Genomic DNA, 26,389 nt, shown 5'->3' with positions numbered 1-26,389 from the left:
TCACTTTGCGCCGGCAATGCCTGGATTTTTCTCATTAGTTCAGCGGTGCCTTTTCTATTCGATTTAACTTGGTATTTCCCTTTTTGAAACAGGTGCGTGGGAGTTAACCGCGTACTTTGATTAAAAGCGTGCTGTTCGCGTCGGCCTTATCCAATAAATATAACAAACAAAAGGTGTTATGAATGAACGTTAAAACTCTCAGCGCAGTTCTGGGCGCGTCCTTTGCTGTCGGCTTTTTGCCCGTTGACGCGTATTCAACAGACTTCAGTGGTTATTTCAGAACCGGAGTTGGAGATTCGACTCAAGGAGGGAAACAGTCGTGTTTTCAGCTACCGGGCGCGCAATCCAAGTACCGTCTTGGCAACGAATGTGAGCAATATCTGGAGCTGGATTTGCGCCAGGATCTGCTTTCACTGGACGACGGCTCGGTGGTCAGCGTGGAAGGCATGGCACAGTTTTATAACGAGTATGGCCATGAACCAAAATTTGACGGGGAGCACGGCTATACGCGGATGAGTCAGCTCTACGCTGAGTGGAGCAAGATGCCGGCATTGAATGGCGGTTCTTTCTGGGCGGGCCGTCGTTACTACAACCGAAACGACATCAATATTTCCGACTACTTCTACTGGAACCAAAGCTCAACAGGCTTTGGGTTCGACCAGGTCGCATTGGGAGATCTGAAATACAGCTACGTGTTCTCACGCAAGGACAACGTCTTCCAAAAGGATTTTGTTACCCGTCATGATGTGACCGTCAGCGGATTCAACACAAATCCCGGTGGCGAGGTTCAACTGGGCGTCAGTTATCTGGACAAGCCGAGCCGCGAGAATGCTCATCAGGGCTGGTCGGTGGTTGCCCAGCACAAGCAGGTCGCGTTTCTTGGCGGAGTCAACAAGTTCGCTGTTCAATACGGCCGAGGGCCGGGCACCGCATTGGGCTACACCGGTGATACCACGTTGGATGAGAGCAACAAGAGCTGGCGGCTCGTGGAGTTTTTCGACTGGCAAATGACTCATGCTTTCAGTGGTCAAGTTGAATTGGTCTATCAAAAAGACACGCGGCCTGATGGTGATGATCAGAACTGGTTATCCATTGGTGTTCGGCCAATTTATGCGTTCACGGATCAGTTCAAGTTGATCACAGAAGTTGGGCGCGACCAGGTTGAAGCCGCAGACGGTACCCGAAAACTCACTAAGTACACCATCGCGCCTACCTGGTCACCGAAGGGCCCGGGATTCTGGGACAGGCCGGAATTTCGTCTGTATTACACCTACGCAACCTGGAACAAGGCTGCGCAACGCGCCGCCAGCTTGCAATCTCCGGGATCGGCGTTGTCTGATACCGGTGCGTTTGGTACAGATCTGCAAGGCTCCAACGTAGGGTTTCAGGTCGAGTATTGGTGGAAATAAATCCTGAAATGACAGGGCTGACAATCAGCCCGGATCTGCTTCAACAACTGCGGATAGCGAGGGCAATCCAACACTTCCTCTCAAACAGGAAGGGAGTGGTGAACCGCGAGAGGAAGTGAGCGAGTCAGAGGGTGCTGAACGTTGTGACGTTCAGCACCATAGTTGATCGAACATTGTTGAAGCTTTTTCAGGCGAGTCACTCAGAGTGAGAGACAACGTCACCATCCTTTTATCCAGTGATCGAGTTTGTAATTGCACACTGATGCACCGGCGCGAAAGTCACCTAGGCCGCCGCTTCGTCGCTTCTTGCAGCTACATTCGAATGTATCAGCTCAAATATTCGTCCAGGTTGCTGGATTCTTCTGCAAAGCGCTCGATCAGAAATTCGAGAAGGGCGCGTACGCGAGGTGCCATATACCGGTTACGTTGATATAGGGCATGTACCGGCGCGTCCTCAGACCGCCACTGCGGCAATAGAATCTTCAAGCGTCCTGCTCGTAGGTCTGCGCCAATATCCCACATCGATTTCATTGCAATGCCGTAACCGTGAACCGCCCACTCTCGAGCGACCGCGCCATCATTCGTCTCGCGAGCGTTTGCAAGCGGGACCCTATAACTTTCGACTTTGTCATTTCGGGTGAAGCGCCAGTCGTTTGCAGGCCCGGCGACAGAGTTAAGGACAATGCAGTCGAAACGTTCCAAATCCCGTGGATGTTCGGGGGCGCCGTGTTTTGCCAGATATCGAGGCGATGCACACAGCACGCGCCGATTGGGTGCCAGGGGGCGGGCAACGAAGGAACTGTCCGGCGGCACGCCAAATCGGATGGCAAGATCAATATCGTCTTGCAACAAATTCGACAGCGAATCCGACAGCACCAGCGCGAACCTCACCTCAGGGTATTGCGTGTTGAACTGGTCAAGCCAGCTCTTTAGCACGTTGCGACCGAAATCCGAGGTAGCGGAAATTCGCATCTTGCCACCCACAACGCTTTTCCCAGCTTGTAGAAAGGCATTGCCATCGTCGAGTGCCTGGAGTGCCTGCTGGCAATAGGACAAATACGTCCGCCCTTCATCCGTCAAGCGCAGGTGGCGTGTCGTGCGCTCGAACAGGCGCGTATGCAACACAGATTCGAGCTTAACCAGGCGCGCACTCGCGGCAGCGGGGGATAGCCCGAGCTTGCGACCTGCAGCCGACAATCCACCGAGATTTGCTGCTTCTACAAACAGCCTGATGTCGCCTAGGTAGTCCATGATATTTCGAAATTTTTTGAAAGTTATTCAAATAATACGCCAATTATCAAATTGAGGAGGGCTACGCAAAATAGCGGCATGAACAAACAGCCAGAGTCTCGTCATGAAGCTTGACCATGCAACGATCGTCACCGGAGATCTCGAAGGCGCATCCGGCGTCGTCATCGAACTGGTCACCAATCAGCAATCAGTCATCCCCTGAGCAGCCGAGCCTTTATCAAACTGCGGTTCGACCGTGTATCCCTCATTACCTATCGATTGGAGAATCCTCATGTCGCTTTTGCCTGTTGCGCGCCTGACCCGCGCAAGTTGTTGGTTACTCACTTCCCTGGTCACCGTCGCGCTGACCCCCGTCTTCGCCGCGACCGATTCGCTCGTCCAGCCTCGCACTGTGATCGTCGACCATAGTCTTGCGAAGGCACAGGTTGAGGCGCAGATCCTGGCCGCACGCCGCTATGGCACGTTCTGGACCACCGGCGACGAAGCTCTCGCGCGCGCCGCCCTGGCACCCGATTTCAAGGATTCAACACTGCCGCCAGGTCGCCCCCAAGGCATCACCGGGCCGATCGCGGCATCGAAAACGATGCATGCGGCTATTCCCGATATCCAGTGTGAAGTAGAGCAGATGATGGTGGTTGGTGACCGAGTCATCGCTCATTTGCATTTCACCGGCCACTTTACCGGCCAGTTCAAGAGCGTCCAGGGCAAAGGGCAGCCGATCGACTTCATCGCGACCGATATTTATCGCGTCGTCGAAGGTCGCATCGCTGAGAACTGGCATCTCGAAGACAATCTGACCCTGCTGCAACAGCTCGGCTTGATTGCCAAGTAATGAGATTGCACTGATGAACATTGACCATGAACCCATTGCTGACGGCCCGAATACATCGGAGCAAGTCAGCCGCCGGACGTTTCTCAATCGAGCCGGGGCGGCAGCGGGCGTCCTTGCTGCGAGTGCGGTGTTCCCTGCTACCGCAGCCGCGCAAGCTGCACCCTCCACGTCAAAGCTCGTGGCTACGCCACGCCATGGTCAGTTCTGGCCTGACGGCATTCGGCTGGTCATTTCCATTTCCATGCAATTTGAGGCGGGTGGACAGCCGTCCAAAGGTACGGACAGTCCTTTCCCCAAGGTAGATTTTCCGCCAGACATTCCATCGGATCTAGCAGCCAATACCTGGTTCGCCTACGGTTATCGCGAGGGAATTCCACGCATGCTCGATCTGTGGGATCGCCACCATGTCAAGGTGACCTCGCACATGATCGGCGAGGCCGCTCGGCGGCATCCCGAAATCGCAAGAGAGATCGTTGCGCGCGGCCATGAAGCGGCCGGACACGGTCCTCGCTGGAGTTCCCAGTATGCGATGAGCCGCGAGGAGGAGAAGCAGTTCCTCATCCAGGCAGCCAGCATGGTCGAAGAAGTCACAGGCCAGCGACCGATAGGCTACAACTGCAACTGGCTGCGGCGTGGTCCGAACACGTTGTCGCTGCTACAAGAGTTGGGCTACGTCTACCACATCGACGATCTGAGTCGCGATGAGCCTTTCATCGAACAGGTCAACGGCAAGGACTTCGTCGTGGTGCCATATACACTGCGCAACAACGACATCCTGCTAATCGAAGGCCGCAACTATTCGCCGACCCAGTTCCTGGAGCAGATCAAGCTGGATTTCGATCAACTCTACGAAGAAGCCGGCACACGCCGCCGCATGATGTCGGTCAGCGCTCATGACCGCATCAGCGGCTCGCCGCAGATGGTGAGGGTCTGGGACGAGTTTCTGCGTTACGCCAAGAGCCGGCCGGGGGTCGCATTCATGCGCAAGGACGAGATTGCACGCTACATCCAGAACAGCCCGCTGACTCCGCGCGAAGCTGAAACACTATAAAAACATGCTTTCTGCCAGCGGCGCTTTGGACAGCGGAGTCAAATGTCCGCTCTTGGGATCTATACGGTAGCCCAGCACCTGAAACGGCTTGACCCGCAAGGCGGCAAACAACACTTTGCCGTCAGGGGTGATGGCCATGGGGTGACCTGATCACCGGCGTTGACCTGTTCAATCAGGCTCAGCGCGCCGTTGTGCAGTCCGGCGCGCTGAAAAATCTCAGCTTTAGATGGTGACGAATATTCTGCGTTGCAGGATGGCAGTGGCGGCGAGTCAATAAAAAGACTCGCATCGTCAGCTTCCCTCCGCGGCCTCGTCAAACTTCAACCGGGCCGTTTCAACCTCAGGCAATTTGTCGAGCGTCCATTTATGCAATTCGCGAAATGGCTGCTGCAGTGTTAGACCAAGTGGGGTGATCTCATACTGCACTGCCACGGGCGAGAACGAGATGATCTGGCGCGAGACGAGACCATTTCGTTCCAACCGCCGCAGGGACTGTGTAAGTGCCTTCTGAGTGACGCCCTCCAGGCGACGCCTGATGGCATTGAAGCGATGCGGCCCATCATCAAGCACCGCCAGAACCATCATCGACCACTTATCTGCGATTTGGTCGAACAGCGCCCGGCTTGGGCAGTCTGACGAAAAACATTGCGGCTTTAATTCCAGCATCGAAGTTTCCTCATGTATACCTAGGCGACTCTAGGTGCCTAATTGACATTAGGTCTACAAAATATACTTATGTGACTTCCAAAAGCAAATGGAGTCCATCCAATGTCAAAGCTTGATACCAGCGGTTTATTTCGTCCTCTTTCCATCCGATCGCTTGAACTGAAAAACCGGATTGTCATGGCGCCAATGACGCGTCTGTTCTCACCCGAAGGCATCCCGGGTGAAGCGAGCGCTGCCTATTATCGGCGGCGGGCAGAGGGAGGTGTCGGGCTGATTTTGTCGGAAGGCACCGTGGTTGATCGCCCAGCATCACGCAATGATTCCGGCATCCCTTTTTTTCACGGCGAAGCGGCGCTGGCGGGGTGGAAAAACGTGATCGATGCGGTCCACAACGCTGGCGGGCGCATGGCACCGCAGATCTGGCACACCGGTGCCACGCGTTACATCAACGACTGGGAGCCTGATGCGCCAGTGGAAAGCCCGTCGGGCCTTGATTCGCCAGGTGACCTGCGTGGTGTGGCGATGAGTGAAGAGGACATTGCCGACACGGTAGCAGCGTTCGCCAAGGCCGCAGCGGATGCCAAACGACTGGGCTTCGATACCGTTGAGATCCACGGAGCCCATGGTTATCTGATCGATCAGTTTTTCTGGTCTGGTACCAATCTGCGCACCGACCGCTACGGCGGCCCGACAATCAAGGAACGCTCGCGCTTTGCCAGCGAGATCGTATCTGCTGTTCGTCATGCTGTTGGCCCTGAATTCCCGATCATCATGCGCGTCAGCCAGTGGAAGCAACAGGACTACGGCGTACGCGTCGCTGAAACACCAGCTGTGATGGAAGACTGGCTGCTGCCATTGGTCGAGGCCGGTGTCGACGTCCTGCACTGCTCGCAGCGACGTTTCTGGGAACCTGAGTTTCCCGAAATTGACGGTGAGAACGGGCTGAACTGCGCGGGTTGGGCGAAGAAAGTCACTGGAGCCACAACCATTAGCGTCGGTTCGGTTGGGCTAGATAATGATGTTACTAACGCCTTCGCCGGCAAGGGGTCAACCCCTGCGAGTTTGGATCGGCTTGTCGAGCGCATGGAGCGCGAAGAGTTTGATCTGATCGCTGTAGGGCGTGTTCTGCTAAGTGACAAGGATTGGGCAGCCAAGGTGGAAAATGGCGATTACGCAGATCTGAAGGGCTTCAATCCGGCATCTTTAGCCGAATTGGTTTGAGCCTTGTTGCGGAGTGGAGAGTGCGATGCCACAAAGGTTTAGTCTGAAAAAATCAGAGGTCTAGCCTCGGATTTTGCGAGGTCGAGTCGTAATCTGTTGTTGAGTGCGCCCTGACTGTTTCAATGACCGAACATGTTAAGGCCACTCAACCCCCACGCAAACAGGATTGCGTTGTAGTGTGGCCCGGGAATTTACGCGCAGGCTACACAGCGTCGCTAATTAATGTAGCGCTAGACTCTTCATGGCGCGAGTGGGCACCGTGTCATGGCGTCCATGTTTGTGCGTCGCGGGGCATCCACCAATTGGAGCTGCAAGGCTGCGGCGAAAAATGCATCGGCGACTAGGCTAGCGGAGCAGGCAAGCCGAGTTGGACTGTATAAAACTCGTGGCTTTCCTCAGCATTCATATTGCTCGTCGAGGCTGGCACGAAGCGCGGGCCCGAACGCTTCGGGTCCTGGTCAGCGGTCTACCAGCAGTTTCGGGATTGACGGAATCAAGGACCGTTCGACCTGCTGCTCAAATGGCTGCACATCAAGTTGATGCTTCCAAAACTGCGACTACACTCGGTCTTGCTGGCCCAGAAGGATCGACGGCAGCCGTGAGTTTTCGTTGGTCCCGTTGAATTATTTATCTTCGAGACAAGGAGCAGTCATGACTTCGCTAGACTCACTTCAGCAAAGGCAAATCAGTCTTACACATGCTTTCGTGGTCAACAATGCGGCGTTGCATTCTCAGTCCTGGAAAAACATGAAGAATCCTACGCCGAGTCAGGTTACGGACAATATCCTTTCGCGTCTGAATGCCTCCAAGGTAGGCGGCGGTTATGGCGTGGTCTGGGGCCCTGCGCTGGTGATGGATGGCGAACACGCGGCGCACATCACTGTAGTGCTGGCCGGCGAGAATGACATCGTCGTTGTGACGAGTGGGACACTCAAGGACTCCTTAAAGGATCAGGTGGACGATCTTGATATTTTTCCAATGGTGCCATTGAAAAGCGTTATCCCGGGCTGCCAGGTACCGGCGAACATCGCGCAGGGAACTTCAAAGGGTGTGAACGCGATACTGACTACAGCATCGACTGTCGGTTCTCAGGGCACGCTGTGCGATTTTCTAGGAAAGCAGCAAAGTGGGGCGACGATCCGATTGGTCGGTCATAGCCTCGGCGGTGCGCTCATGTCGGTGGTCGCGCTTTATCTGAAAGACAAATTTCCGGGCTTTAACTTATTTTGTGAAACCTTTGCTGCACCCACGGCTGGCGATGGTTTGTTCGCCAGCTATTTCAATAAGCAAATGGCCGGCAATGCGCTACGCATCTACAACACGCTGGATGTTGTTCCGATGGCGTGGTGTGCAACTTCTCTCGATTACTCCCTGACCCTTTATGAGGACGATCCCAAGGAAAACACGAGGAACATGGTTTGTTCCTGCATAGACAAGGTTGTGAATAACAACCTGAACTACACGCAATGGGGAATGGGCAGCGCGAACATGGAGCTGCGACTCTGTGGGAAACCTCAATCCGACTGCACAAGCTACGAGTCTCAATCCGGCTATCAGCACGTCTATGAGTACATGACACTGTTGGGCCTGCAGCCCGGCGATATACCGATGCCGCCGTTCGGCAGCTAGTGAGATAGTCTCGTAGTCCAGACGTTCGGGTTGTAGTTAGGGAATTTCTTTGAGAAGCCTTAACTGCAACCCGTTTATCCGTAAACCTATTACTCGCAACGGTGCTTAAGCAGGCGCGATGTGGATGGTGAATTCATCTCCTGCCAACGACCGTAGCTTTTTATTGCTCATCAATCGGCTATTTAACTGCGGGGCAAATATGTCTGACTATGATGCCGAATTCGATTTTTTGTGTTTTCTCGCAAGCTGATGGCTTTGACCATTGCTCGTCACGTACGAGAAGGCGTCAGCTACTCGCTGGTGACTTTAAAATCAGAGGCAATGGGGTCGATGTAAGCCGACTGCAGGTCCCGCTCCGGGATCTCCCAAATGATTTGCTTGGGTGGCGTTTCTTTGAAGGCCGGGTTGTTGAGGTAGCTGTTTGCAGCGCCAGAGAACGCTCCGCCGTCTTTGGCGAAGTTACCCACGGGGGCGCCCAGTGCCTGCTGCAGAAACCCTGCGAAGTTGGAGTTGCGCGAGAATGAAGTGCCGATGAGCGCGGTGTTGGAGAGGTCGGCATCGCCAAAGAGGTCTACCTCAGTATCAGGGCTGTCGGCTGACGCAACGGGAAGTTCGTGGGTGCTGGTTTGGGCGACCATTTCGGGCGCGGGTTGCCAATTGAGCGGCAGCCAGTCGATGCCCGCCAGATGGACCAGATCGCCAGGTCGCACCGCGAGCGGGGCATGACTTTCGTTGAACGACCTGCGTGGCGTTGCGCTGATGCCCAGGGTCTTCAGGCGTTGGGTGATGGCGTTGGCCGCCGCCTTCGCGCCGGATTCGCTCCAGTGCGTATCGGTGCGTAACCAGGCACTGGCCCCCAGTGGCATCAGCGCACCGGTGAGGTCCAGATTCGACACGCCACCCACATCTAATTTCGAGGCCCAGGTCTGGATGCGCCCTTCAAGAACGGCTGGACGGTGCAGTGCGCAACGCTGCCCGGAAGCGATGCGGCTTTTGTCTGGAACAATGACCACCAGCAGACTGATGTCACGTTGGGAGAGCTGCTGCTTCAGATCAATCACTGCCTGGACTTTGGCATCGGCATTGCGCTGCGCTTGATCATTGACCTTGAGCTCATCGGCCAAAAACAACCAGTCAGGACAGCCCGAGCGAACCCTCGGCCCGGTGTCACCGAGGAGCAGCCAACTGGCACCGCGCTCCAGCTCGGCGAAGGTCGTGGGGAGTTGAGCGTTCGACAGTTCCTTGGCGATCCGATGAGTGATATCGCCGTCAAGAATCTGCGGGGTCAGCACTTTATCCGGTAGCGAGATTTGCCCTGAGACAATCAGATGGCCAGAGGACAGCAGCCCGACGAACAGGAATATCAGCAGCGCCACGCCTGCCAACCGACTGCTGCGTATCGCCAGATCATCTGGCGGAGTGGGGGACGGGGTGTGCTTTAGGTTCGTCATCAGAATTGGAAGTACAGGAAGGGTACGGTTTCGCGACTGGCGATTAGTGCGAACGACAGCAATAAACCGGCGATGGGCCAAAGGGCAGCGGTGTAAAACGCAATGCCGCCCAGTTGTTTCTCACAGTAAGGGCGCAGCAGCGGTGCGACGATTCCGAACACACCCAGCAAGCCCGCAAGGCCGTGTACCGGGCGCAGGGTTGCGGACAGTTCATCACCGAGAGCGATGCCCTGCAGGCCGAACTGTCCGGCATACAGACGTAGCGCGCTGTGAAAGTCGGGGGCGCGGAACAGTGTCCAGGCCAGGCAAACGAACAGCAGTGTCAGCCCATGGGAAAGCACCGGCGGTACCGGGGACAGGGTAGAGCTGTTCCAGGCACGATTCACACACAACGCAATGCCATGGGCGCTGCCCCACAGCAGATAATTCCAGCTATCGCCACCGTGCCAGAGGCCGGCGATGGCCATGATCAGGAACAGGTTGCGATAGGTCTTCCAGGTGCCGTTGCGATTGCCACCCAGCGAAATATAGAGATAGTCACGTAACCAGCTGGACAGCGAGAGGTGCCAACGACGCCAGAAGTCCTGAATGCTGTTGGCCAGATACGGACGGTCGAAGTTCTCGGGAAAGTGAAAACCCAGCATCAGCCCCAGCCCAATCGCCATGGCACTGTAGCCGGCGAAGTCGAAGAACAGTTGCAGGGAATAGGCAAGGCAGCCAACCCAGGCGTCGGAGAAGCTGGGGTTTGGCAAACTGAACGCCACATCGACCACCGGCGACAGGGTGTCGGCCACCAGCACCTTCATGCTCATCCCGACCATGAACCGGCGTGCGCCCAGCGAGAAATTCTGCAAGTTGAAGTGACGCTGATTCAGCTCACGCCTTACCCAGTCATAGCGAATGATAGGGCCGGCGACCGAATGGCCGAACATCGAGATATAGGTGGCGTAATTGATGAAGCTGCGTTCGACCGGCACGGTGCGGCGGTGTACATCCACCAGATAGGAAATCGCCTGCAATACGATAAACGATAGCCCGGCCGGCATGATGACCCGCTGCCAGTCCAGCGGCATGGCGCCATACCAGGTGACGGCATCGATCAACGTGCCGGCGACGATGTTGGCGTATTTGTACCAGCACAGCACCACCGTGTTGAGCACGATCAGCATCACCAGTAGCCGCACGCGGCCCTTGCCTTTTTCCCGCGAGGCGTCAATCAGCAAACCGCCGGCCCACGCCGTGATCGTCAGCACCACATGCACTGCGAGGAACCGGGGGCTCAACCAGCCATAGAACAGCCAGCTGCCGATCAGTAGCGTGACGTTGCGCCAGGCGGCTGGGCACACTGCATAAGTGCACAAGAACAGCGGCAGGAACAACGTCAGAAACTCGAGAGAGGCAAAAACCATGGTGGTGGCGCGATCCGATCAGTGGGCCAGGACGTCAGTCGCGAGCAACAGGTGCGGACCCTTTGCGCCAGGTAGCAGCACAACGCTGTAGCGCTCGCCGGCCTTGAGCTGGCCCAGGTCAAGCGGGGCACCGACGTTGGTTTGGGCGCAGACCAATTGAACCGACAGGCTGACCGGGTTGATCGCTCGGCGTTGCACGCTGCCGTCGGCCACCTCCTTGAACAGGTCGGCGTTCTTCCCCGCAGCGCGCAAACCGGCCTGGGCGCACGCCGGATCGGCGCTGATAAATGCCAGCGAGGCTCTCAGGTTATTGAAGTCGTCGGGTTGCTCACGGATGACGACCTGGCGGATACCTTGGGCGCTGTCTGGCAAAGCGATCACGCTGGCGAATTCACCTGCTGCCACCTGGATGTCCAGCGGCTGGCTTTTGCCGTTGCGTTCCAGAGTGCCCTTGATCGGCTGGTTGGCGGGGACGGGCAGGTAATCGGACACGTCATTCGAACCCTCGAGTCTTAGGCTGGCCTGTGAACCTTCGGCCAGCAGCTGCAACGGTTGGTCAGCAGCGTTGATAAAGCGCAGGAAGGCCGAGTCCTGATCCGGGCCCGTCGGGTACAGGGCAATGTCGGCGGCCTGGGCGTGCAGGCCCAGCATCAAGGGCGCGAACAGCGCCCAGCCACATGCGGATCGGCTCATTTACCGGCTCCTGTGCTGCTGACGGTGTTGGCGGGCAGTTTGGCCAACGCACCGCCAATCGCAGTGCCCCATGCTTGATAACCGGCGACGGTGAAGTGTTGCCCATCGGTGGTGATCCACTGCCCGGGTTTGGAGAGCGTCAGCGAATCAATGTAGGTGCAAGGCGCCACGTTCGCGGCCAAAAACTGCGACATCAACTGGGTGCGGGCATCATTCTTCTGATACATGCCACCGGCTTTGCCCCAGGCCGGGCCCACCCAGGCGCAACGGGTCCCGGTGGCCGCGATGGCCTTGGCCAGTCCGGTGACGCTTTGCCATGCCCAGGCCTTTGGAAACACTGGTTTATCATAGGACGCCATGGTGTCGCCGATGACCAGTACCACCAGATCGGGTTTGTCGGCGGCGATCAGGTCCTGGATCGGTGTGGTGGTTGCCTCGCGCCCTTTGATCACGATCTTGTCGTTGCCTTTGCGCTCGGCGCCGCAGTCGACCTTTTTGCTGATCAGCCAATCGCTGGCGCTGGCACCGCAGGCACCGATGGAATGAACCTGGGCGCCTTGGCGAGTCAGGTTGTCGTGCAGCGGCTCCAGCAAATGGTCCGCGAGGCTCATGTGGCTCTCCCCAAGAACAAGGAGGGACAGGCCGGCAAGGGCAGAAGTGGGCATCGAAAGCTCCAGAATGATCAGTTGGAATAAGGCGAGGTGTACGGGCTGACCGGCAGGCTCATGGGGCCGCTGATGTCCTCGAACTGGTAGCGCAAAGACAGGGCACCGGTGAGTTGTTGGTAGTCGTGGGCGTTGTCCAGGCCCAGATTGGCGCCCAGCAGGAAGTTCGAAGCGACTTTGTATTCAGCCGCCGCGGCGACGCTGTAGCCGATCCCGGTTTTGTTTTGCCCTTCGTAGCGCAGGCCTGAGGCCGCTTGCATGGCTTTGTCGTTGGGGAAATAGTCGGCGCTGTCCTGCTCGAAATGCTGCACGCCGACCGAGCCCTTGACTTGATACGTCAAGCGCCCGCTGTGTTGTGCCCAGGTCACTGGCACGCCCAGGGCGAAGAACGTCTGAGGGCTGAAATAGCCACCGTGGCCATAGGTGAAATAGTCCTGATTGTTGGCGTAGCTGATGCCGGTCATGCTCAGGCCGACGGTCAGCTTGCTGTCCGTTGCATTTTGCAGGTACCAGTAGACACCGCTGCCCAGCTCACTGCGGCTGTTGGACTCGACATGGTTGCCCAATAGCTGGTGCCAGGAGGCGTAGCCGTAGGCGCCGACTTCGTTGTCGTCAAAGCTCAACTGGCCACGCCCGCCATTGGCGGTCACGCCGCCCCAGGACTGCCCGCTGCGTTTGTCCGTGGTGCCGGCAAACGAGGTGACGCTGTCAGTCACCGGACGCCGGGAAACGCTCACGCCGTAACGGACATTAGAGGAGTCGCTCACGGGGCGATCAATGCTGATGCCGCCAGTGGCGGTGGTGTATTTGAAGCCGAGCGGAGTGGTGCCCAGATCAGCTTTGAACCCATCCGCGGGCCTTTGAATAGCGACGGAAAGGCCGACACCCTCGGCTTTTTGCGAGCCGACACCGTCGCTCTGCGCACCGCTGCCAAAGCGCGACAGTGCATCGCCGCTGACACTGCCGGCGTTCAGCGAGACCGGCGTCACGCGCAGGGCGACGCGGCTTTCATCCAGCGGGATATTGATTTCCAACGGTGTTTCAATATCGGTCAGTTTGCTCAACCCCGACTCACTGTTGTTGCTGCGAATGCTCACGCCCTGGGTGACGTAGGCACTGCGCTCCTGAAGGATTTTATTCAGCGCCAGTTGCGCGGGGCTGATGTCCTCGCTCACCAGTGCTGCGCGCGGCAGCTGCGACTCGAATCGATTGCTTGCCTGCTGTGGCCGTGGCGGGGCGTCGATGCCAAAAGGGGTGTGAGACCTCACGCTGCCCGGCATCTCCTGAACCGGTGGCGGGATCGCCGCCAGCAAGGTGTCGCGACTGACCTCGTTACGCGGACCTGACACCCCGGCAAAAGGGTTGGGCGCCACCGTCGAGCCGGCCAGTTGGCCTCCCTGGTTCCTGCGTTTCTCGCTCTGTTCAATGGCCACCGCTTTGCGCAGCAGATCGGTCGCCGTGCCGGTCTGGCCCATGTTCTGGTAGCGGCGGGCGGCCTCTGTCAGCGTTTGAGGGTTGCCGGATTCAGTCTTGAGCAGCTGTTGCAGTGCCTGTTCGGCAAAGGCCGTGTCCTGTGCCAACACCGCCGCGTCGGCGGCACCCAACAGCAGTTGTGGGTCGTTTGGCTGACGTTGTAATAGCGGTTTGTAGAGTTCGAGGGCTTTTGCCGTGTCACCGTTGGCCGAGTACATCCGCGCCAGGGCCGCGACGGCAGCGCTATCACCGGGACGTTGCGCCAGTGCGGGCGCTAGCGTGTCATAAGCGCTGGCCAGATTGCCTCGTTCACGCAGTTGGTCAGCCTGGCGGATGCGATAGAGATAGAGCAGGTCGTCGAAACGCTTGCGAGCCGGTGCGTTCAAGGGCCTGTTCTGAAGGTCGCGCAGAATCTCGTTGACCTGTGCGTCTTCTCCGGTTTTAAGCAGGACCGCCGCGTATTGCAGGATGAAGTCCGCCGAGGGCGCCGTGGTGTTTTGCAACTGGCCGCGCATGAGGGCCAGCGCACGGGTTGGCTCGCCGATGTCGACATACGCCGAGGCCAGGCTCGCCATGCGATCGGGACTGTTGTTGGCCGTCGGCTGAATACGATCGAGCAAGGTCAGGGCTTCCTGGCGCTGTCCGCGCTTGCCCAACTCGATCGCCTGGCGCAGTTGCAGGTTGAGGCTGACATCAGCGGCCAGCGCGTCCATGTCCGGGGTGCGCTGATCGGGGCGCAAGCGTCCCAACGTTGTCTGGGCGGCTTTCCACTCACCCATCTGCACCGACAGCAAGGCGCTGACGTAAAGCGCATCGGCATTGTCGGGGCGGGCCTGGAGCATGGCGTTGATCAGGTCTCGAGCCTTTTGCGGTTCGCCCATCGCCAGGTTCAGGCGGGCCAGGGCGAAACGTGTCCAGATGTTGTCCGGCTCAACGCGCAGCGCGTCTTGCAAGGCATTGCGCGCAGCGGGCAGGTCGTTGCGTTGTTCGGCGAGGGCGGCCAGTTGCGTCGCGCGCAAGGCTTGCAGGCGCGCGGACTGGCCGATCTTTGCCTGTCCGGTGGCGGGCAGGCTGTTGATCAGTTGCAGGGCTTCATCGTTCTTGCCGCTCTTGAGCAGCACATTGACCAGTCCTTCCTGTGCTTGAGGGTCGTCGCGGCGCTGGTTCAAAATCTGCCGATAGTTGCGCTGAGCGTCATCGAACTGGCCCGCGCTGGCCTGAATATCTGCCAGGGCGAGGCGAGCATCTACCCCGTTTGGATTGAGCCGCAGTGCCTGGTTGACCAAGACCTGTGCCTGGGCTGTCTGGCCTTTGGCCTGGGCGTCGCGGGCCTGCTGCAATGCTGACCAGTAGCGCACTTCGTTCAGCGCAACTTGCCAGCGGCTGCCGTCGTTTTGTCGTGTGGCCTGACTCAAGAGCTTTTCCGCTTCGGCCAGTCGGTGTTGCTGCTGGCGAATAACCCCAAGGCCACCCAGTGCGTCAGCATCGTCGGGCCGGCTTTTCAAGCGTGCTTGAAAAGCCTGTTCGGCGGTGGCCTGATCGCCTTCTTTGAGCGCCTTCAGGCCGCGCGCGACTTCGGCAGGCGGTTGCCATTCCTTGCTGGCCGTCGTTGCCACCTGTTGCTTGCCCTTGTTCATCTGCGCCCGGATTTCCACGTCATCCGGATGCGTCTTGAGGTACGCCTCGAACAACGGCACTTGTGCCGGATTGGGCGGACCGATCCAGGTCAGCGCCAGGCGCCAGCTTTCGTCGGCATCACCGGCAATGTCGGCACGCTGGGTCAGCGCGGCCAGGGCGCGAATACCCTCGGCACGGCTGTCTTCACGGCGCACCAGATGCTTGGCGTAAAACAGCGCGACGATCGAGTCGTTGGGCATCTCGCGTTGCAGGCGCTCAAGTCCGCTGCGTGCCTCAGCCCAGTCAGCCTGATTGAAGGCAAGGTTGTTGTAATACTCGCGGCCGATCGTACCTTGAGGTGGACGGCCATCGAACAGCGAGCGAAACACTGCAGTTGCCTTGTCACGCTCACCGGCATCGACGAGGCGCCGAGCCTCTTCCAGACGCTGCTGGTTCTGCGGTTGGGCCACGCTGATGTCCTGCGCCAATTGCAGTGCCTGCCGAGGCGGGGGCTGGAAGGCCTGCAAGCGGGCGAGGTATTGCTGCGCCTGTTGTGGCTTGCCCTGTTGCACGCCAATCAAGCCCAGGCCATACAGTGCGTCAACCTGGGCCGGGTCCAACAGCAGGACTTTGAGCCAGACTTCCGCAGCGCGTTGAGGGTTTTTGTGCAACTGCCAGTACTGCCCTTGCTCGACGAGTAATGCCTGTGGTGTCGGACTTTGAGCGTGTGCAGCAGCCGTCCATGCGCTCATGACGGCGATGGCTAGCGTGCGGTGGTGGGCGTGCATGCGGTCTCCCAGGAGAGTTTCAGCGTTCCGTCTTCCCGGAATCGGTAATGTTTATCTGCCCATCCGAGGGCGAACAGGCTGAGCATGAAGTTGTAGTAACGCGGCGGACCGGCTTCGCCATCAGGCCTGGCCAGTGCCTCGTGCAAGGCGAGTTCTACGCGGCGTCGTTGCTGATCGGCCAACCCGGGTTGGCCCTTGGCCTCAAGGTAGGGAATCAGTGCAGCCCAGAATCCGAACGGGCTCTGACCCTGAACAGTGTCGTGGAGAACCTGGACTGTTTCTGGGGGAGAACCCGTTGCGACAGTGCTGCGGGCCATGCCGTCCAGCCGTTTGAGCAGGAGCGCTGCCGGCGGTCCAGAGGTATCACTCATGCCCAGCCAGAGGTACACGCGAATGGCATCGTAGCTGCCCGTGTCGCCGTGGATCGGGTCGCTTGTGAAGGCACCCGATTGCGCTGACGTGCCTTGATAACCGACCCAGTCAGCGACGAAACCGTGGCGGCTGGATTGGGCAATCATCGTCGCGGTGTTGTTGGCAATCGCTTGCCAGGGCCCGGAGGGTGCTTCCTTGGCCAGCCGTCGTAACAGTGGCAGTGGCAGGTAGCTGGGGTTCAGGCGCCAGAGAGCGTCCGGCTGGACGAAGCCCTGTGGTCCAGGCAACACCATCGGGCCCAGCCCGGGGAGCTTGACGACCAATTGCGCTTCAATCGTCGCCATCAGGTGCAGGGCGTCCTGGTGATAGTCCGGCCGATGCCACAGGCGTGCGGCTTCGAGCAAGGCGTAGGCGATCCACAGGTCGGCGTCGGCGGCCGAATTGGCGTCTTGCAGGCGCCACTGACCGTCCGTGCCTTGCCCCCATAACCAGCCCGGCAGGCGTGTGGCGGTGGCGGAGCCTGCGAGGTTGGCTGAGGTCCAGCGCCAGAGTTTGTCAAAGCGTGGCTGATCGTTGCCGATCAGTGCGAAGAGCATGCCGTAGGACTGCCCTTCAGAGGTGCTGTGATTGTTTTCCTGGCTCGATTCCAGAACCCGGCCGTCGGCCTGGACGAAGCGCGTTGCATAGGTTTGCCACAGTGGCCAGGCTGGCGACTCACAGGATTTCCCGGCCGCTATCGCAGGCGCCAGCAGGGCAAGCGCAAGCACGGCGCCCAACCTGCGCGTGTTACCGCGCAGGCACTGGCGAAGTGAAATACCCCCGCTGCTCATGGACGACACAGGCATGCGCGGCTCATTGACCAAGACGACGTTTGGCCCGTAAGCGCAGGGCCAGGTAGGCCATCGAAGCAAGCAGCAGGATCCCGAGGAGCGTGAACAGCATGAGCGCCACTACGTTTTGCGAGAGGTACCACTGCAGATAGCGCAATGGGCCCAGGCTCCCGACGTAGTAATCCTGCTCGGCGACCAGCGACTCGACATGCTTGCCCCTGACCACCACCAGGCTGCCTTGCAACTCGCGGGCGTTTTCTTCGCTGCTGAGCAGGGCGTTGGTTACGTCGGCCAAGCCGTTGGGCCTTGCGCTGGCGATAAACACCACACTGCGGCCACTCTTGAGCGGCGATTCGAATCCAGTCAGATAAGCACTGCCGTCGTCAGCGGTAAACCTGAAGCTGCTGCGCGCTTCACGCAGGTTGGTTTTCGTATCCGGGCTGATCCAGTTGCGCAGACGCAAGGGCAGGTCAGACAGTTCAAAGTACTGCGCAGCGTCTTCGCCCTTGGCCGGCAGCAGGCTTTGCCATTGCTCAAGCAGTGGCTGATTGTTGCCCGAGGCGAGCACCAGCAAATCCCGGTCGCTTTGCTCGGCCACCTGGTCGGCGTGGACCACCTTCACGCCGGTGGCCGGATAACCGGTGGAGTCGCCGAAGCGGCCCAGCAGGGTCAGATAGGCGCTCAGATCGGCCGGGCCTGGCTCGTTGGGCAGGATCACCGATGTTTCAGAGAGGTCGGCCATGCGAGTGAATGGGAAGCCACTGTCCTTGAACACCCCAAGGTTGGGCATAGCCATGAAATGTTCGTATTGGCTGAGGTCCAGGGTCGAGTCCGGGTCGATCACACCGCGCATGTTGTCGATGATGATGTCGCGGCATTCGCCCTGTTTGATGTAGTCATACATGAAGCGAAATTGCAGGCGTGATTGCAGCGCTACGGAATTGAGCGGCAACAGCATGCGCGACGTACGGGCCAGACTGTCATCGGTTTTGAGCATCGCCAGCAGGCTGTCGCTGTTGCCGAGTTTCTCGATCGAGGGCAGATCGATCGACTTGATGAAGGTGTCGTTGAAGTTGACCAGCAACGAGGAGTTGGTGGAGACCGGTTGCGGCGTATAGCGGTATTTCAGGTCAAGTTGCGCACCGGGCTCACGCCAGTTGAACAGGTCGGGCGGCAAGCGCAGCGCAACCGTCATTTGTCCCGGGTTATAACCCGACACATTGAGCTCTGCGGGCGTCGCCAGTTCACCCAGGCGAACCGGCCGATCGGAGGGCAGCCAGTTAGGCGCGTCATACGGTCGGCGTGGCTTGAGCGAGTCGATCCGGTCGATCACTACGCTCTGCCCGGAAAAGGCCGAGCTACCGAGGGCCAGCGCTGTGGCGGCGACCTTGAGATCGGCGCCATCGCGCCCGGAGACAATCAGCAGTTTGCCCTGAGCATCATTGGGGTTGCTCACGAGTGTCAATGTCGGCCCCGTGGCCTCTTTGATCGGTAAGCCACTCATGGTCGTTGATTCGCTGCCGCTGACGAACACCACGGCGTTGCCGTTGGCCGGCAGGCTGGTGAGGCTGGCGGGGAAGGTTGCGCCGCGGTAGCTGGCCAGGGCGCCAAACCAGGACGACAGGATACCGGCGGCCTCAAGCTCAGGGCCGCCGGGGCGCGTGGCGAACACGAAGGGCAGCTTCAGGGGCGAGGCGTCTCGACGATCGAACAAGGGCAGCGGCAGGGCGGACAGGTCGTTGGGCTGTTTAATCGAGGACACCTGGAGGCTCAGCTGACTCTCGTTGCCGATCCTGGCCCACAGACTGGAGTGCAAAGGGTCTTCACATTGCATCGTGTAGTGACCGATGAACTGCAGGCTGAGCCGATTGAATTCGGTGATGGTCTGCGGAGGAATCTGCACGGTCCGGGTCTGCAATTTACCGGCCTCTTCCTTCGGGAGGGGCAGGCTGGCGGCCACTTGATCGTTGACCAGCACATTGATCTGCGAAAGATCGGCCAGCAGCGCCGGTGAGTAGCTGTACTGCAGCGTGACCTGCGCCGCCGTGACGACTTCATCGGCACGCACATCGAAATTCACACTGTCGGTAGCCTCCACGCCTTTAAGGGTCATCGAATAGCTTTTGCCCAGCTCCTTGAGGGTGCGGGTATAGCTGTTGCTCGGGGCATCGGTCCCGGGCAACGCTGTAACCGGCATCATCGCCGGCTCTGTGGCGTTGATTTGGGCGGCAGCGCTCAATGCCCAGCCGCTCCAGCCCACTAGCGAGCAGGTGATCAGCATGAGTGAGCGACGAGGAAGAAAGGTCCGGCGAGTGGAAGGCTTCAAGATCGTTGCGTGTCCGCGGTGGAGTCGATAGATGATGGAGTGTCCGGGCGTTTGCGCAGCAGCGCCTGGCTGTCCTTTAGGGCTGCAACGAACAAGCGCAGGATGGCGCGAAAGCCAATGCTGCTGACCTCGCGCAACGCCGACATTGGCGCATCGAGGCGGCCGTTACCCCACGTGTTGGCCCAGGTGTCGGCCCGTGAAAAAGTCAGACGCACCAGCTCACTTTGCTGGCGCAGGGTCAAAGCCTCGAATTGCACGCCCGCCACGTTGTCGTTGCTGAAGACTGTTTTTGCGGGAAAGAGGCTTGAGGGCGGTGTGCGCAGAATGCACAGCCGCAGCTTCTCATTGACGCTGAGCAGAACCTGCGGTGGCAGTGCCAGACCCACGCCGTTTTGTGAGAAGTCCCGTGTTACGCAATCAAACCAGGTGCCGTCTTCGCGATAGACGCGCACGGGCAGATCCGCGGGCACTCTGGGTTCGTTGCGTACCTGAGAGGATTCAGTGGCTACCGCCACGGCGGTGCTGACGATGACGATGTTGTACACGGTCCAGGCCAGGTTGATCAGCAGGGTAGTGGCCTCGGCCAAATCACTTCCGACCAGTTTCACCACGCCGATCGCCAGACCGATCATGTTCAAGGTCAGCAGGACGATGTAAGGCCGCGCGAGCTTCCAGTTGAAATAGTCCTTATCGAGGGTGCCGCCCTTGTCGGTCACGTTGAACTTGCCCAGCGAAGGGCTGATCAGGGCCAACAGCACCGGTCGCATGATGTACCAGGCCAATACCGACTCATATACTTCGTTCCAGAAGGAATGGCGGAAGCGCCCCTGAATGCTGGAGTTGGTCAGGCTGGAATGGAAAATATGCGGCAGTACATAGACCGTGACCATCAACGCCGAGGCATGGAAAATCTGCGCGTCGAAAAACAGATAGGCCAAGGGGGCAGTCAAGAACACCAGGCGGGGCAGGCTGTAGAAAAAGTGCATCATGGCGTTGAGGTAGCAGATGCGCTGCCCCAGATTCAGTCCTTTGCCAAACAATGGATTGTCGGTCCGAAAAATCTGCGCCATGCCTCTCGCCCAGCGTATGCGCTGGCTGATGTGTCGGGAAAGGCTTTCGGTGGCCAGTCCCGCCGCTTGTGGAACGGCGAGGTAAGCGGTATTGAAACCACGGCGATTGAGCTTGAGTGCCGTGTGCGCATCCTCGGTCACGGTTTCGGTGGCGATGCCACCGACTTCCAGCAAATGAGTCCGCCGCATGACCGCGCACGAGCCACAGAAGAAGGCCGCGTTCCACAGGTCGTTGCCGTCCTGCACCAGGCCGTAAAACAGCTCACCTTCGTTGGGTACCGAGCGAAAGGTATCGAGGTTTTTTTCGAACGGATCGGGTGAATAGAAAAAGTGCGGCGTTTGCAGCAACGCCAGGTTCGGGTCCTTTAAAAACCAGCCCATGGTGATCTGCAGGAAGGAGCGGGTGGGCACGTGGTCGGCGTCGAATATGGCAATGAACTGGCCATCGGTGACTTTGAGTGCCTCGTTGAGGTTGCCGGCCTTGGCATGTTGATTGTTGTCGCGGGTAATGTAGTTGACACCAATCTGCTGACAGAAAACCTTGAATTCTTCCCGGCGTCCGTCATCGAGCATGTGCACCCGCAGTTTGCCCTCGGGCCAGTCAATGGCCTGAGCTGCGAGCACCACCAGTTTGACGATACCCAATGATTCATTATAGGTGGGTATGAAGACGTCTACCGTCGGCCATTCTGCGGGCGGCTGTTGCAGAAACTGCGGTTTGCGGTGCAACGGCCAGGCGGTCTGTACATAGCCGAAGACCAGGACGAGCAAGGCATACAGTTCGGCCAGCACCAGCCCGTAGCCAAATACGGCATCCTGCCAGTTGTCGAAGTTCAGGGTGTCGGACAGGCGCCAGTACATGTAACGCAACGAAGCGATCAGCGAGAGGGTGATCAGGGTCAGGATCGCCAGACGCCCGGCTTGCTTGCGGATGACCAGGCTGGCGGCAAAACAGACGGCGGCAAACGCGGCCTGGGAATACAGATTCAGCGGCGCAGTGAGGATGCCCAGCACCAACAATACCGCGATCAGCCCGGCTGAGATCTTCAGGCCTTGGCGCCAACGCACGGGCCATCGACTGACGCGATCCTGGAAAGTATCCAGTAGCCCCTGCAACCACCACGTCTTTGCGGGTAGCTGATTCAGCTGGGCGGTCATGGCGTGCCCTGCTGGTTGGTAGCATCCGCGAAAAGCAGGGCACGGACCGCGCCTGACAGCGACAGAATGTCCTGACAGCCAATGCTCAAAGGCGCGTACTGGAGGAGGTCCCGACCATAGGCCAGCGACTCGTTGAACTGGTGATCGAGACGAATCGTCCCGATCAGGTCAGCGCCGAGCCGCCGCACAAACAGCACACCCATGTCCCTGCTGAACGAACGCGAGTCATCCCGTTGGTTGAGCACATACCGGTGCCGCTGCGCGCGTCGTCGGGTGGTTTCCAGCCACTGGGTCATGGTGTCCAGTGCCAGATAGGAGGCCGCGTCGGCCACCGTCATCACCAGCACCAGATCGGCGGCGTCGAGTGCCTGTTGCGAATAGACGGTCGCACCCGAAGGCGTGTCCAGGATCACGGTATCGTTTTCGCTGAGGTTCATTGACGAAAGGTGCTGATTCAACCAGTCAGAATCTTCAAGCATCAACTGCCTGAGCAAGCGCCGATCGTTCATATCGCCAGTGCCGAAGGGCAGGCACTCACTGTCGCTAAAGCCCGGCAGGCGATGAGCGCCCCAGTCTGCGCCTTGCTCTTTGAGCTGGATCAGCCCGGGAACCTGCCTGGTGATACCCAAGTGGCTGGACAGCGCGTTCTGAGGGTCCAGATCAATCGCGATGGTGCGCCCGCCAGGGCGCCGAAGTGTTTTTGCCAGGCCTGCGGCGACGGTGCTTTTACCCACCCCACCGTTCGCCGAAACGATAGCAATGACCTTCGCCTTGGTCCGCTTGCGAGTCGTTTCTGGCAGACCGTCTCGACGAACCTGGTTGAGTTCACGCAACAGGTCGCTCAATCGCTGACGGTCACCCATACCAGAACTCGCAGGTGGCTCGGTCAGGGGAGGGGATTTGGGCGCGCCAATTAATAAAGAAGGCTGTGGCTTGTCCAGTAAAAACACAGGGGGCGTTGGCGTTGATGTTGGGGGAGGCAAGGCTACCGACGGTTCTGGCTCAGCCAGTACAGGTGTAATCGGGTCGTCTTTAAAATCTTTATAGTTTGGTTGTATTTCCTGGTAACTCTGCGCATTGGCGCCAAAACGTGTAAAGAGTTTCGTAATATCGTCAACATATTTCATGCGTTGTACCAGGAATGAAATAACTCAGAAACTCAGCATTCCATTAACTTAACAAAGTTGATGTATCGTCTTGGCGTTGGCAGAGTGCCATTAATCTAGGATGCCGGCGTCTGGGTGTCAATGATTGTTATAAAAAGTCAGCGAGGCTTGTTAGTGTTAATTTGAGTGTTATTAAGATGTTATGTTATTCGTGGGAAGTGTGGAGTGTTAGAGTGCATCTAATGATGACGTTTCGGTGGCTGTATGATGTGGTAATGGGCGTGTTTGTAAGGAGACTGCGTGATGGAGTATTGATCCCTTCAATGATTTGATGCTGGGTTATGCATTAATAAGTTGGCTGATGTATTTGAAAGGGGTAGTGACGATTTCAAAAATTTTTATACACCTTGAAAATAAATCCATTCCTGCCTCAGGAATAAAAGAACCCCTTGGGTTTCCATAAGTCGGACGCTAGATGGAAGTTTCGTTTCCCGCTCCAGGCATTAAAAAAAATGGATCTCTGGAAAGAGGTCCATTTTTTCGTCTAAAGAAAAGTCTTTCTTTGGCTATTCCCGCCTTTCCATCGGGGCCGCCTTGATCAGTGTGGGCCTTGAGCCCTCAGCTTGGCCAAGCCCTGCTTGATGTGTCCGGCGTTCTCACCGATCGTGTGAAGCGCGCCGCGGACGTTGTCGCCAGCCGCGGCATGGCGTTGTTTCTCAACCAGTGAGGTCAGCTCCATCAGCGCAGCCTCCAGGGCGAGTTGGTTGTGGTGCAGGCGTTCAAGAGCATCGGGGAGAGAGTATTCAGGGGAGGGCATCGCTTCGACTCCGTTCGAGGGAGTGGAGAGCTTAGCAGCGGGAATGGCTGACAACAAAAAGCCCGCGCATGGCGTCGTGCATGGCGGGCTCTCTGTATGGGGTCAAATCCTTTTGTCCGTTCAATCTGCGCTCTGTTTTGTGAGCATTTCGTGAAAAGCATGTCGCTGGAACGAAAAAAAACGGCACTTGGCCGGGCTCTCTGTCGATGGGGCCAAATCCTTTTGGCTGACCGCATTGTGCATAGTGGGTGTGACGAAGGCATGACAGGCCGGATACGAAAACGCGGGTAAAAGCCCGCATGAGGCGGGCCTCTCCATGAGGATTGATCGGTTATCGGTTATCGGTTAAACCGTTCAACCAATGAGTACTGCGTGGCCGCGGTCTTGGTCAGTTCCTTATTCAGATCTGCCGATTGGTGCGCCTGTTCCGAGGTTTGATCAGCCAAGTTTGCGATCGTGCTGATGTTTCGGCTGATTTCTTCGGCGACTGCAGTTTGCTCTTCAGTGGCCGCGGCTATCTGGGTGGTCATGTCGGTGATGTGGGAGACCGCTTCGCTGATGCCCACCAATGCCTTGTCTGCCTCAAGTACCCAGGTCACACCTTCTTGGGCCTGACGATGACCTCTCTCCATGGTCTGCACGGCACTGTTGGATGATGTCTGGAGCTTGGTGATCAGATCATGGATCTGGGTGGTGGATTGCGAGGTGCGTTGGGCCAGTTGGCGAACCTCGTCGGCCACGACAGCGAAACCCCGGCCCATGTCGCCGGCGCGCGCTGCTTCGATGGCGGCATTCAGTGCCAGCAGATTGGTCTGATCGGCGATGCCTTTGATCACGTCAACGACTGTCCCTATTTCGTTGCTGTCCCTGGCCAGCTGTGCAACTGTCAGACTTGTCTCGCCGACAACTTCGGAGAGGCGCTCGATAGCCTCTCGGGTGTCTCGGGCCACATCGCGGCCGCGACGGGTCAGCAGGTTAGCTTGTTGGGTGGCATCAGCCGTGCGGCTAGCCGCGCGCCAAAACCCAATTCGACGAACACCGATCAATCTCCTCGTGATGGCGTTTCCTCCAGCGCAACGACCTCCAGCATAACGCCCGTGCGCGCCACCACCCGGACCTGCTGGCCCAGGTGCAGGGGCGAGCGGCTCTGTACTTGCCATCTTTCGCCCTGCAATTGCACCCAGCCGCTCATCGGCAGACCCGGCAGCAGTCCCGTCACCGTGGCCTGGCTGCCGACCAAGCCCGCATCGCCGCTGACCAAGGTACGGCGTCTGGCTTTGAGCGCCATGCCGACCAGCGTCATCAGCAATAGGGCGCTGATCAGTGCCATGCCGATGATCAGCGTCAACGGAATGCCGAAGCCCGGTACATCGGTGTCCATCAAAATCACTGCGCCCACTACAAAAGCAACCACCCCACCGAAGCCGATTACACCGAAACTCGGTAGAAACGCCTCGGCGATCATGAAGGCGATCCCTAGCAGGATCAGTCCGACCCCGGCGTAATTCACGGGCAACAATTGCAGGGCATACAGCCCCAGCAACAGGCAGATGCCACCGAGCACCCCACCAACACCCGACCCTGGGTTCATGAATTCGAAGATCAAGCCATAGACCCCGAACATGATCAGCAGCAACGCTACGCTGGGGTTAGTGATCACCGCCAGCAGTTGTGTGCGCCAATCAGGCGCATGGTCGATGAGTGCAGCCCCGGCGGTGTTCAGCTTCAACATTTGACCAGAGACATTCAGGCTCTTGCCGTCCAGTTGCTTGAGCAGGTCTGCCACGTCATTGGCCACATAATCGACCACCTTGAGTTTTAGCGCTTCGTGGGCCGACAGGCTAAGCGATTCACGTACCGCTTGTTCGGCCCAGTCGGCATTGCGTCCGCGGAGTTGCGCAAGGCCACGGATGTAAGCCGCCGCATCGTTGATCTGTTTTCGAGTCAAGGCATCTTGCGGCTCACGCGCAGAATCCTTGTCGGTGGTGGGTGAGCCCGGCGATTCGGGCGCGGTCCCGGGCAGGCCGCCGATCTGCACCGGTGTAGCAGCGCCCAGGTTGGTGCCGGGGGTCATCGCGGCAATGTGGCTGGCATACAAAATATAGGTGCCGGCGCTGGCCGCACGTGCGCCACTGGGGGCGACGAAACTTGCCACTGGCAAGGGGCTGGCCAGAATCGCCTTAATAATCAAGCGCATCGAGGTGTCCAGCCCGCCGGGGGTGTCGAGGCGGATGACCACCAACTGCGCGCCCTCGGTCACCGCACGCGCCAAGCCGCGCTCCACGTAGTCGGCACTGGCCGGACCGATAGCATCGTTGACGGTCAGTACCACGACACTGCCTGCCGCCATCGTCGAACCCGTCGGTAACCCGATCAGTATGATTAGCAAGAGCAGGCGGCACCACCAGTGACTGTTCACGGGACCTCCAGTTGCGGGTATGACAGCCTACAACCCTCACTCAAAGCGTAGTTGAGTCAGTCATGGGTGATGCAGGCGCGGAGGTTAATCCATTGCCTATGGAGATAGGGACGATTCTGAACATTTCGAACGACAT

Annotated in this window: 18 protein-coding genes and 2 pseudogenes; 5 read left to right on the top strand and 15 right to left on the bottom strand. The window is 58.4% G+C overall.

The annotated features are described in order from the left end of the window. The first annotated feature begins 182 nt into the window (after window positions 1-182). Entirely contained in the window at window positions 183-1,409 is a 1,227-nt protein-coding gene (locus ACZ89R_RS04220; protein WP_401171159.1) for a maltoporin, read from the top strand. A gap of 327 nt (window positions 1,410-1,736) precedes the next feature. Here ACZ89R_RS04220 and ACZ89R_RS04215 read toward each other — a convergent pair whose 3' ends face one another. Further along, the gene (locus tag ACZ89R_RS04215) at window positions 1,737-2,660 is read right to left on the bottom strand and encodes a LysR family transcriptional regulator (protein WP_123494966.1); all 924 of its coding nucleotides are present in this window, start codon (window positions 2,658-2,660) and stop codon (window positions 1,737-1,739) included. Between the two features lie 271 nt (window positions 2,661-2,931). On the opposite strand from ACZ89R_RS04215, the gene ACZ89R_RS04210 reads away from it, so the two are divergent. After that, window positions 2,932-3,492 (top strand): ester cyclase, encoded by a 561-nt coding sequence (locus ACZ89R_RS04210; RefSeq protein WP_401171156.1) that lies wholly within the window; start codon window positions 2,932-2,934, stop codon window positions 3,490-3,492. Window positions 3,493-3,505: 13 nt separating this feature from the next. Further along, on the top strand, window positions 3,506-4,543 hold the full coding sequence (locus tag ACZ89R_RS04205) for a polysaccharide deacetylase family protein (protein ID WP_123494963.1): 1,038 nt from the start codon (window positions 3,506-3,508) through the stop codon (window positions 4,541-4,543). Between the two features lie 3 nt (window positions 4,544-4,546). Here ACZ89R_RS04205 and ACZ89R_RS04200 read toward each other — a convergent pair. Together ACZ89R_RS04200 and ACZ89R_RS04195 are read right to left on the bottom strand one after the other, a co-directional pair. Further along, window positions 4,547-4,818: pseudogene (locus ACZ89R_RS04200) on the bottom strand (beta-propeller fold lactonase family protein); the annotation flags it as partial. 16 nt (window positions 4,819-4,834) lie between these two features. Beyond that, on the bottom strand, window positions 4,835-5,209 hold the full coding sequence (locus ACZ89R_RS04195) for a winged helix-turn-helix transcriptional regulator (protein ID WP_218395861.1): 375 nt from the start codon (window positions 5,207-5,209) through the stop codon (window positions 4,835-4,837). 102 nt (window positions 5,210-5,311) lie between these two features. Here ACZ89R_RS04195 and ACZ89R_RS04190 point away from each other — a divergent pair, with 102 nt between their 5' ends. Both ACZ89R_RS04190 and ACZ89R_RS04185 read left to right on the top strand, forming a co-directional pair. Continuing rightward, window positions 5,312-6,430: an NADH:flavin oxidoreductase gene (locus ACZ89R_RS04190; protein WP_429546590.1), complete on the top strand. Its 1,119-nt coding sequence runs from the start codon at window positions 5,312-5,314 to the stop codon at window positions 6,428-6,430. A gap of 651 nt (window positions 6,431-7,081) precedes the next feature. Next, window positions 7,082-8,059: a lipase family protein gene (locus ACZ89R_RS04185; protein ID WP_429546591.1), complete on the top strand. Its 978-nt coding sequence runs from the start codon at window positions 7,082-7,084 to the stop codon at window positions 8,057-8,059. A gap of 290 nt (window positions 8,060-8,349) precedes the next feature. On the opposite strand, the gene ACZ89R_RS04180 is transcribed toward ACZ89R_RS04185, so the two are convergent. From ACZ89R_RS04180 to ACZ89R_RS04125, 12 genes and pseudogenes are all read right to left on the bottom strand, one after another. Beyond that, window positions 8,350-9,510, bottom strand: coding sequence for an alginate O-acetyltransferase AlgX-related protein (locus ACZ89R_RS04180; protein ID WP_429546592.1), 1,161 nt, complete (start codon window positions 9,508-9,510; stop codon window positions 8,350-8,352). Continuing rightward, complete coding sequence (locus ACZ89R_RS04175; RefSeq protein ID WP_429546593.1) at window positions 9,510-10,919, bottom strand: MBOAT family O-acyltransferase; 1,410 nt, start codon at window positions 10,917-10,919, stop codon at window positions 9,510-9,512. The genes ACZ89R_RS04180 and ACZ89R_RS04175 overlap by 1 nt, the downstream gene beginning before the upstream one ends. Window positions 10,920-10,937: 18 nt before the next feature. Next, on the bottom strand, window positions 10,938-11,612 hold the full coding sequence (locus ACZ89R_RS04170) for an alginate O-acetyltransferase AlgF (protein ID WP_429546594.1): 675 nt from the start codon (window positions 11,610-11,612) through the stop codon (window positions 10,938-10,940). Beyond that, window positions 11,609-12,277: an SGNH/GDSL hydrolase family protein gene (locus tag ACZ89R_RS04165; protein WP_429546595.1), complete on the bottom strand. Its 669-nt coding sequence runs from the start codon at window positions 12,275-12,277 to the stop codon at window positions 11,609-11,611. Before ACZ89R_RS04165 ends, ACZ89R_RS04170 begins: the two co-directional genes overlap by 4 nt. Before the next feature lie 17 nt (window positions 12,278-12,294). Further along, on the bottom strand, window positions 12,295-16,155 hold the full coding sequence (locus tag ACZ89R_RS04160) for a cellulose biosynthesis protein BcsC (protein ID WP_429546596.1): 3,861 nt from the start codon (window positions 16,153-16,155) through the stop codon (window positions 12,295-12,297). Then, complete coding sequence (bcsZ, locus tag ACZ89R_RS04155) at window positions 16,131-17,372, bottom strand: cellulose synthase complex periplasmic endoglucanase BcsZ (protein ID WP_429546597.1); 1,242 nt, start codon at window positions 17,370-17,372, stop codon at window positions 16,131-16,133. Before bcsZ ends, ACZ89R_RS04160 begins: the two co-directional genes overlap by 25 nt. Window positions 17,373-17,379: 7 nt before the next feature. Continuing rightward, window positions 17,380-19,683 (bottom strand): cellulose biosynthesis cyclic di-GMP-binding regulatory protein BcsB, encoded by a 2,304-nt coding sequence (bcsB, locus tag ACZ89R_RS04150; protein ID WP_429546598.1) that lies wholly within the window; start codon window positions 19,681-19,683, stop codon window positions 17,380-17,382. Beyond that, complete coding sequence (gene bcsA, locus ACZ89R_RS04145) at window positions 19,680-21,911, bottom strand: UDP-forming cellulose synthase catalytic subunit (protein WP_429546599.1); 2,232 nt, start codon at window positions 21,909-21,911, stop codon at window positions 19,680-19,682. The genes bcsB and bcsA overlap by 4 nt, the downstream gene beginning before the upstream one ends. Further along, a complete protein-coding gene (gene bcsQ, locus ACZ89R_RS04140) occupies window positions 21,908-23,038 on the bottom strand; it encodes a cellulose biosynthesis protein BcsQ (protein WP_429546600.1) in 1,131 nt (376 codons plus the stop codon). Before bcsQ ends, bcsA begins: the two co-directional genes overlap by 4 nt. A gap of 577 nt (window positions 23,039-23,615) precedes the next feature. Beyond that, window positions 23,616-23,834: a hypothetical protein gene (locus tag ACZ89R_RS04135; RefSeq protein ID WP_429546601.1), complete on the bottom strand. Its 219-nt coding sequence runs from the start codon at window positions 23,832-23,834 to the stop codon at window positions 23,616-23,618. A gap of 338 nt (window positions 23,835-24,172) precedes the next feature. Beyond that, window positions 24,173-24,835: pseudogene (locus ACZ89R_RS04130) on the bottom strand (methyl-accepting chemotaxis protein); the annotation flags it as partial. Between the two features lie 41 nt (window positions 24,836-24,876). Continuing rightward, a complete protein-coding gene (locus ACZ89R_RS04125; RefSeq protein WP_429546602.1) occupies window positions 24,877-26,253 on the bottom strand; it encodes an NfeD family protein in 1,377 nt (458 codons plus the stop codon). Between the last annotated feature and the right edge of the window lie 136 nt (window positions 26,254-26,389).

Source organism: Pseudomonas sp. TE3728 (genome assembly GCF_056279145.1).
The sequence above is the reverse complement of the archived record's forward strand: the minus strand, read 5'-3'. Positions and strand labels throughout refer to the sequence as shown.

Coding starts and splice junctions, on each gene's coding strand:
- ACZ89R_RS04170 (WP_429546594.1), bottom strand. CDS start 11,612: ATGAGCCGATCCGCATGTGGCTGGGCGCTGTTCGCGCCCTTGATGCTG.
- bcsA (WP_429546599.1), bottom strand. CDS start 21,911: ATGACCGCCCAGCTGAATCAGCTACCCGCAAAGACGTGGTGGTTGCAG.
- ACZ89R_RS04135 (WP_429546601.1), bottom strand. CDS start 23,834: ATGCCCTCCCCTGAATACTCTCTCCCCGATGCTCTTGAACGCCTGCAC.
- ACZ89R_RS04175 (WP_429546593.1), bottom strand. CDS start 10,919: ATGGTTTTTGCCTCTCTCGAGTTTCTGACGTTGTTCCTGCCGCTGTTC.
- bcsQ (WP_429546600.1), bottom strand. CDS start 23,038: ATGAAATATGTTGACGATATTACGAAACTCTTTACACGTTTTGGCGCC.
- ACZ89R_RS04220 (WP_401171159.1), top strand. CDS start 183: ATGAACGTTAAAACTCTCAGCGCAGTTCTGGGCGCGTCCTTTGCTGTC.
- ACZ89R_RS04205 (WP_123494963.1), top strand. CDS start 3,506: ATGAACATTGACCATGAACCCATTGCTGACGGCCCGAATACATCGGAG.
- ACZ89R_RS04215 (WP_123494966.1), bottom strand. CDS start 2,660: ATGGACTACCTAGGCGACATCAGGCTGTTTGTAGAAGCAGCAAATCTC.
- ACZ89R_RS04160 (WP_429546596.1), bottom strand. CDS start 16,155: ATGCACGCCCACCACCGCACGCTAGCCATCGCCGTCATGAGCGCATGG.
- ACZ89R_RS04185 (WP_429546591.1), top strand. CDS start 7,082: ATGACTTCGCTAGACTCACTTCAGCAAAGGCAAATCAGTCTTACACAT.
- ACZ89R_RS04180 (WP_429546592.1), bottom strand. CDS start 9,510: ATGACGAACCTAAAGCACACCCCGTCCCCCACTCCGCCAGATGATCTG.
- ACZ89R_RS04210 (WP_401171156.1), top strand. CDS start 2,932: ATGTCGCTTTTGCCTGTTGCGCGCCTGACCCGCGCAAGTTGTTGGTTA.
- ACZ89R_RS04165 (WP_429546595.1), bottom strand. CDS start 12,277: ATGCCCACTTCTGCCCTTGCCGGCCTGTCCCTCCTTGTTCTTGGGGAG.
- ACZ89R_RS04195 (WP_218395861.1), bottom strand. CDS start 5,209: ATGCTGGAATTAAAGCCGCAATGTTTTTCGTCAGACTGCCCAAGCCGG.
- bcsZ (WP_429546597.1), bottom strand. CDS start 17,372: ATGCCTGTGTCGTCCATGAGCAGCGGGGGTATTTCACTTCGCCAGTGC.
- ACZ89R_RS04190 (WP_429546590.1), top strand. CDS start 5,312: ATGTCAAAGCTTGATACCAGCGGTTTATTTCGTCCTCTTTCCATCCGA.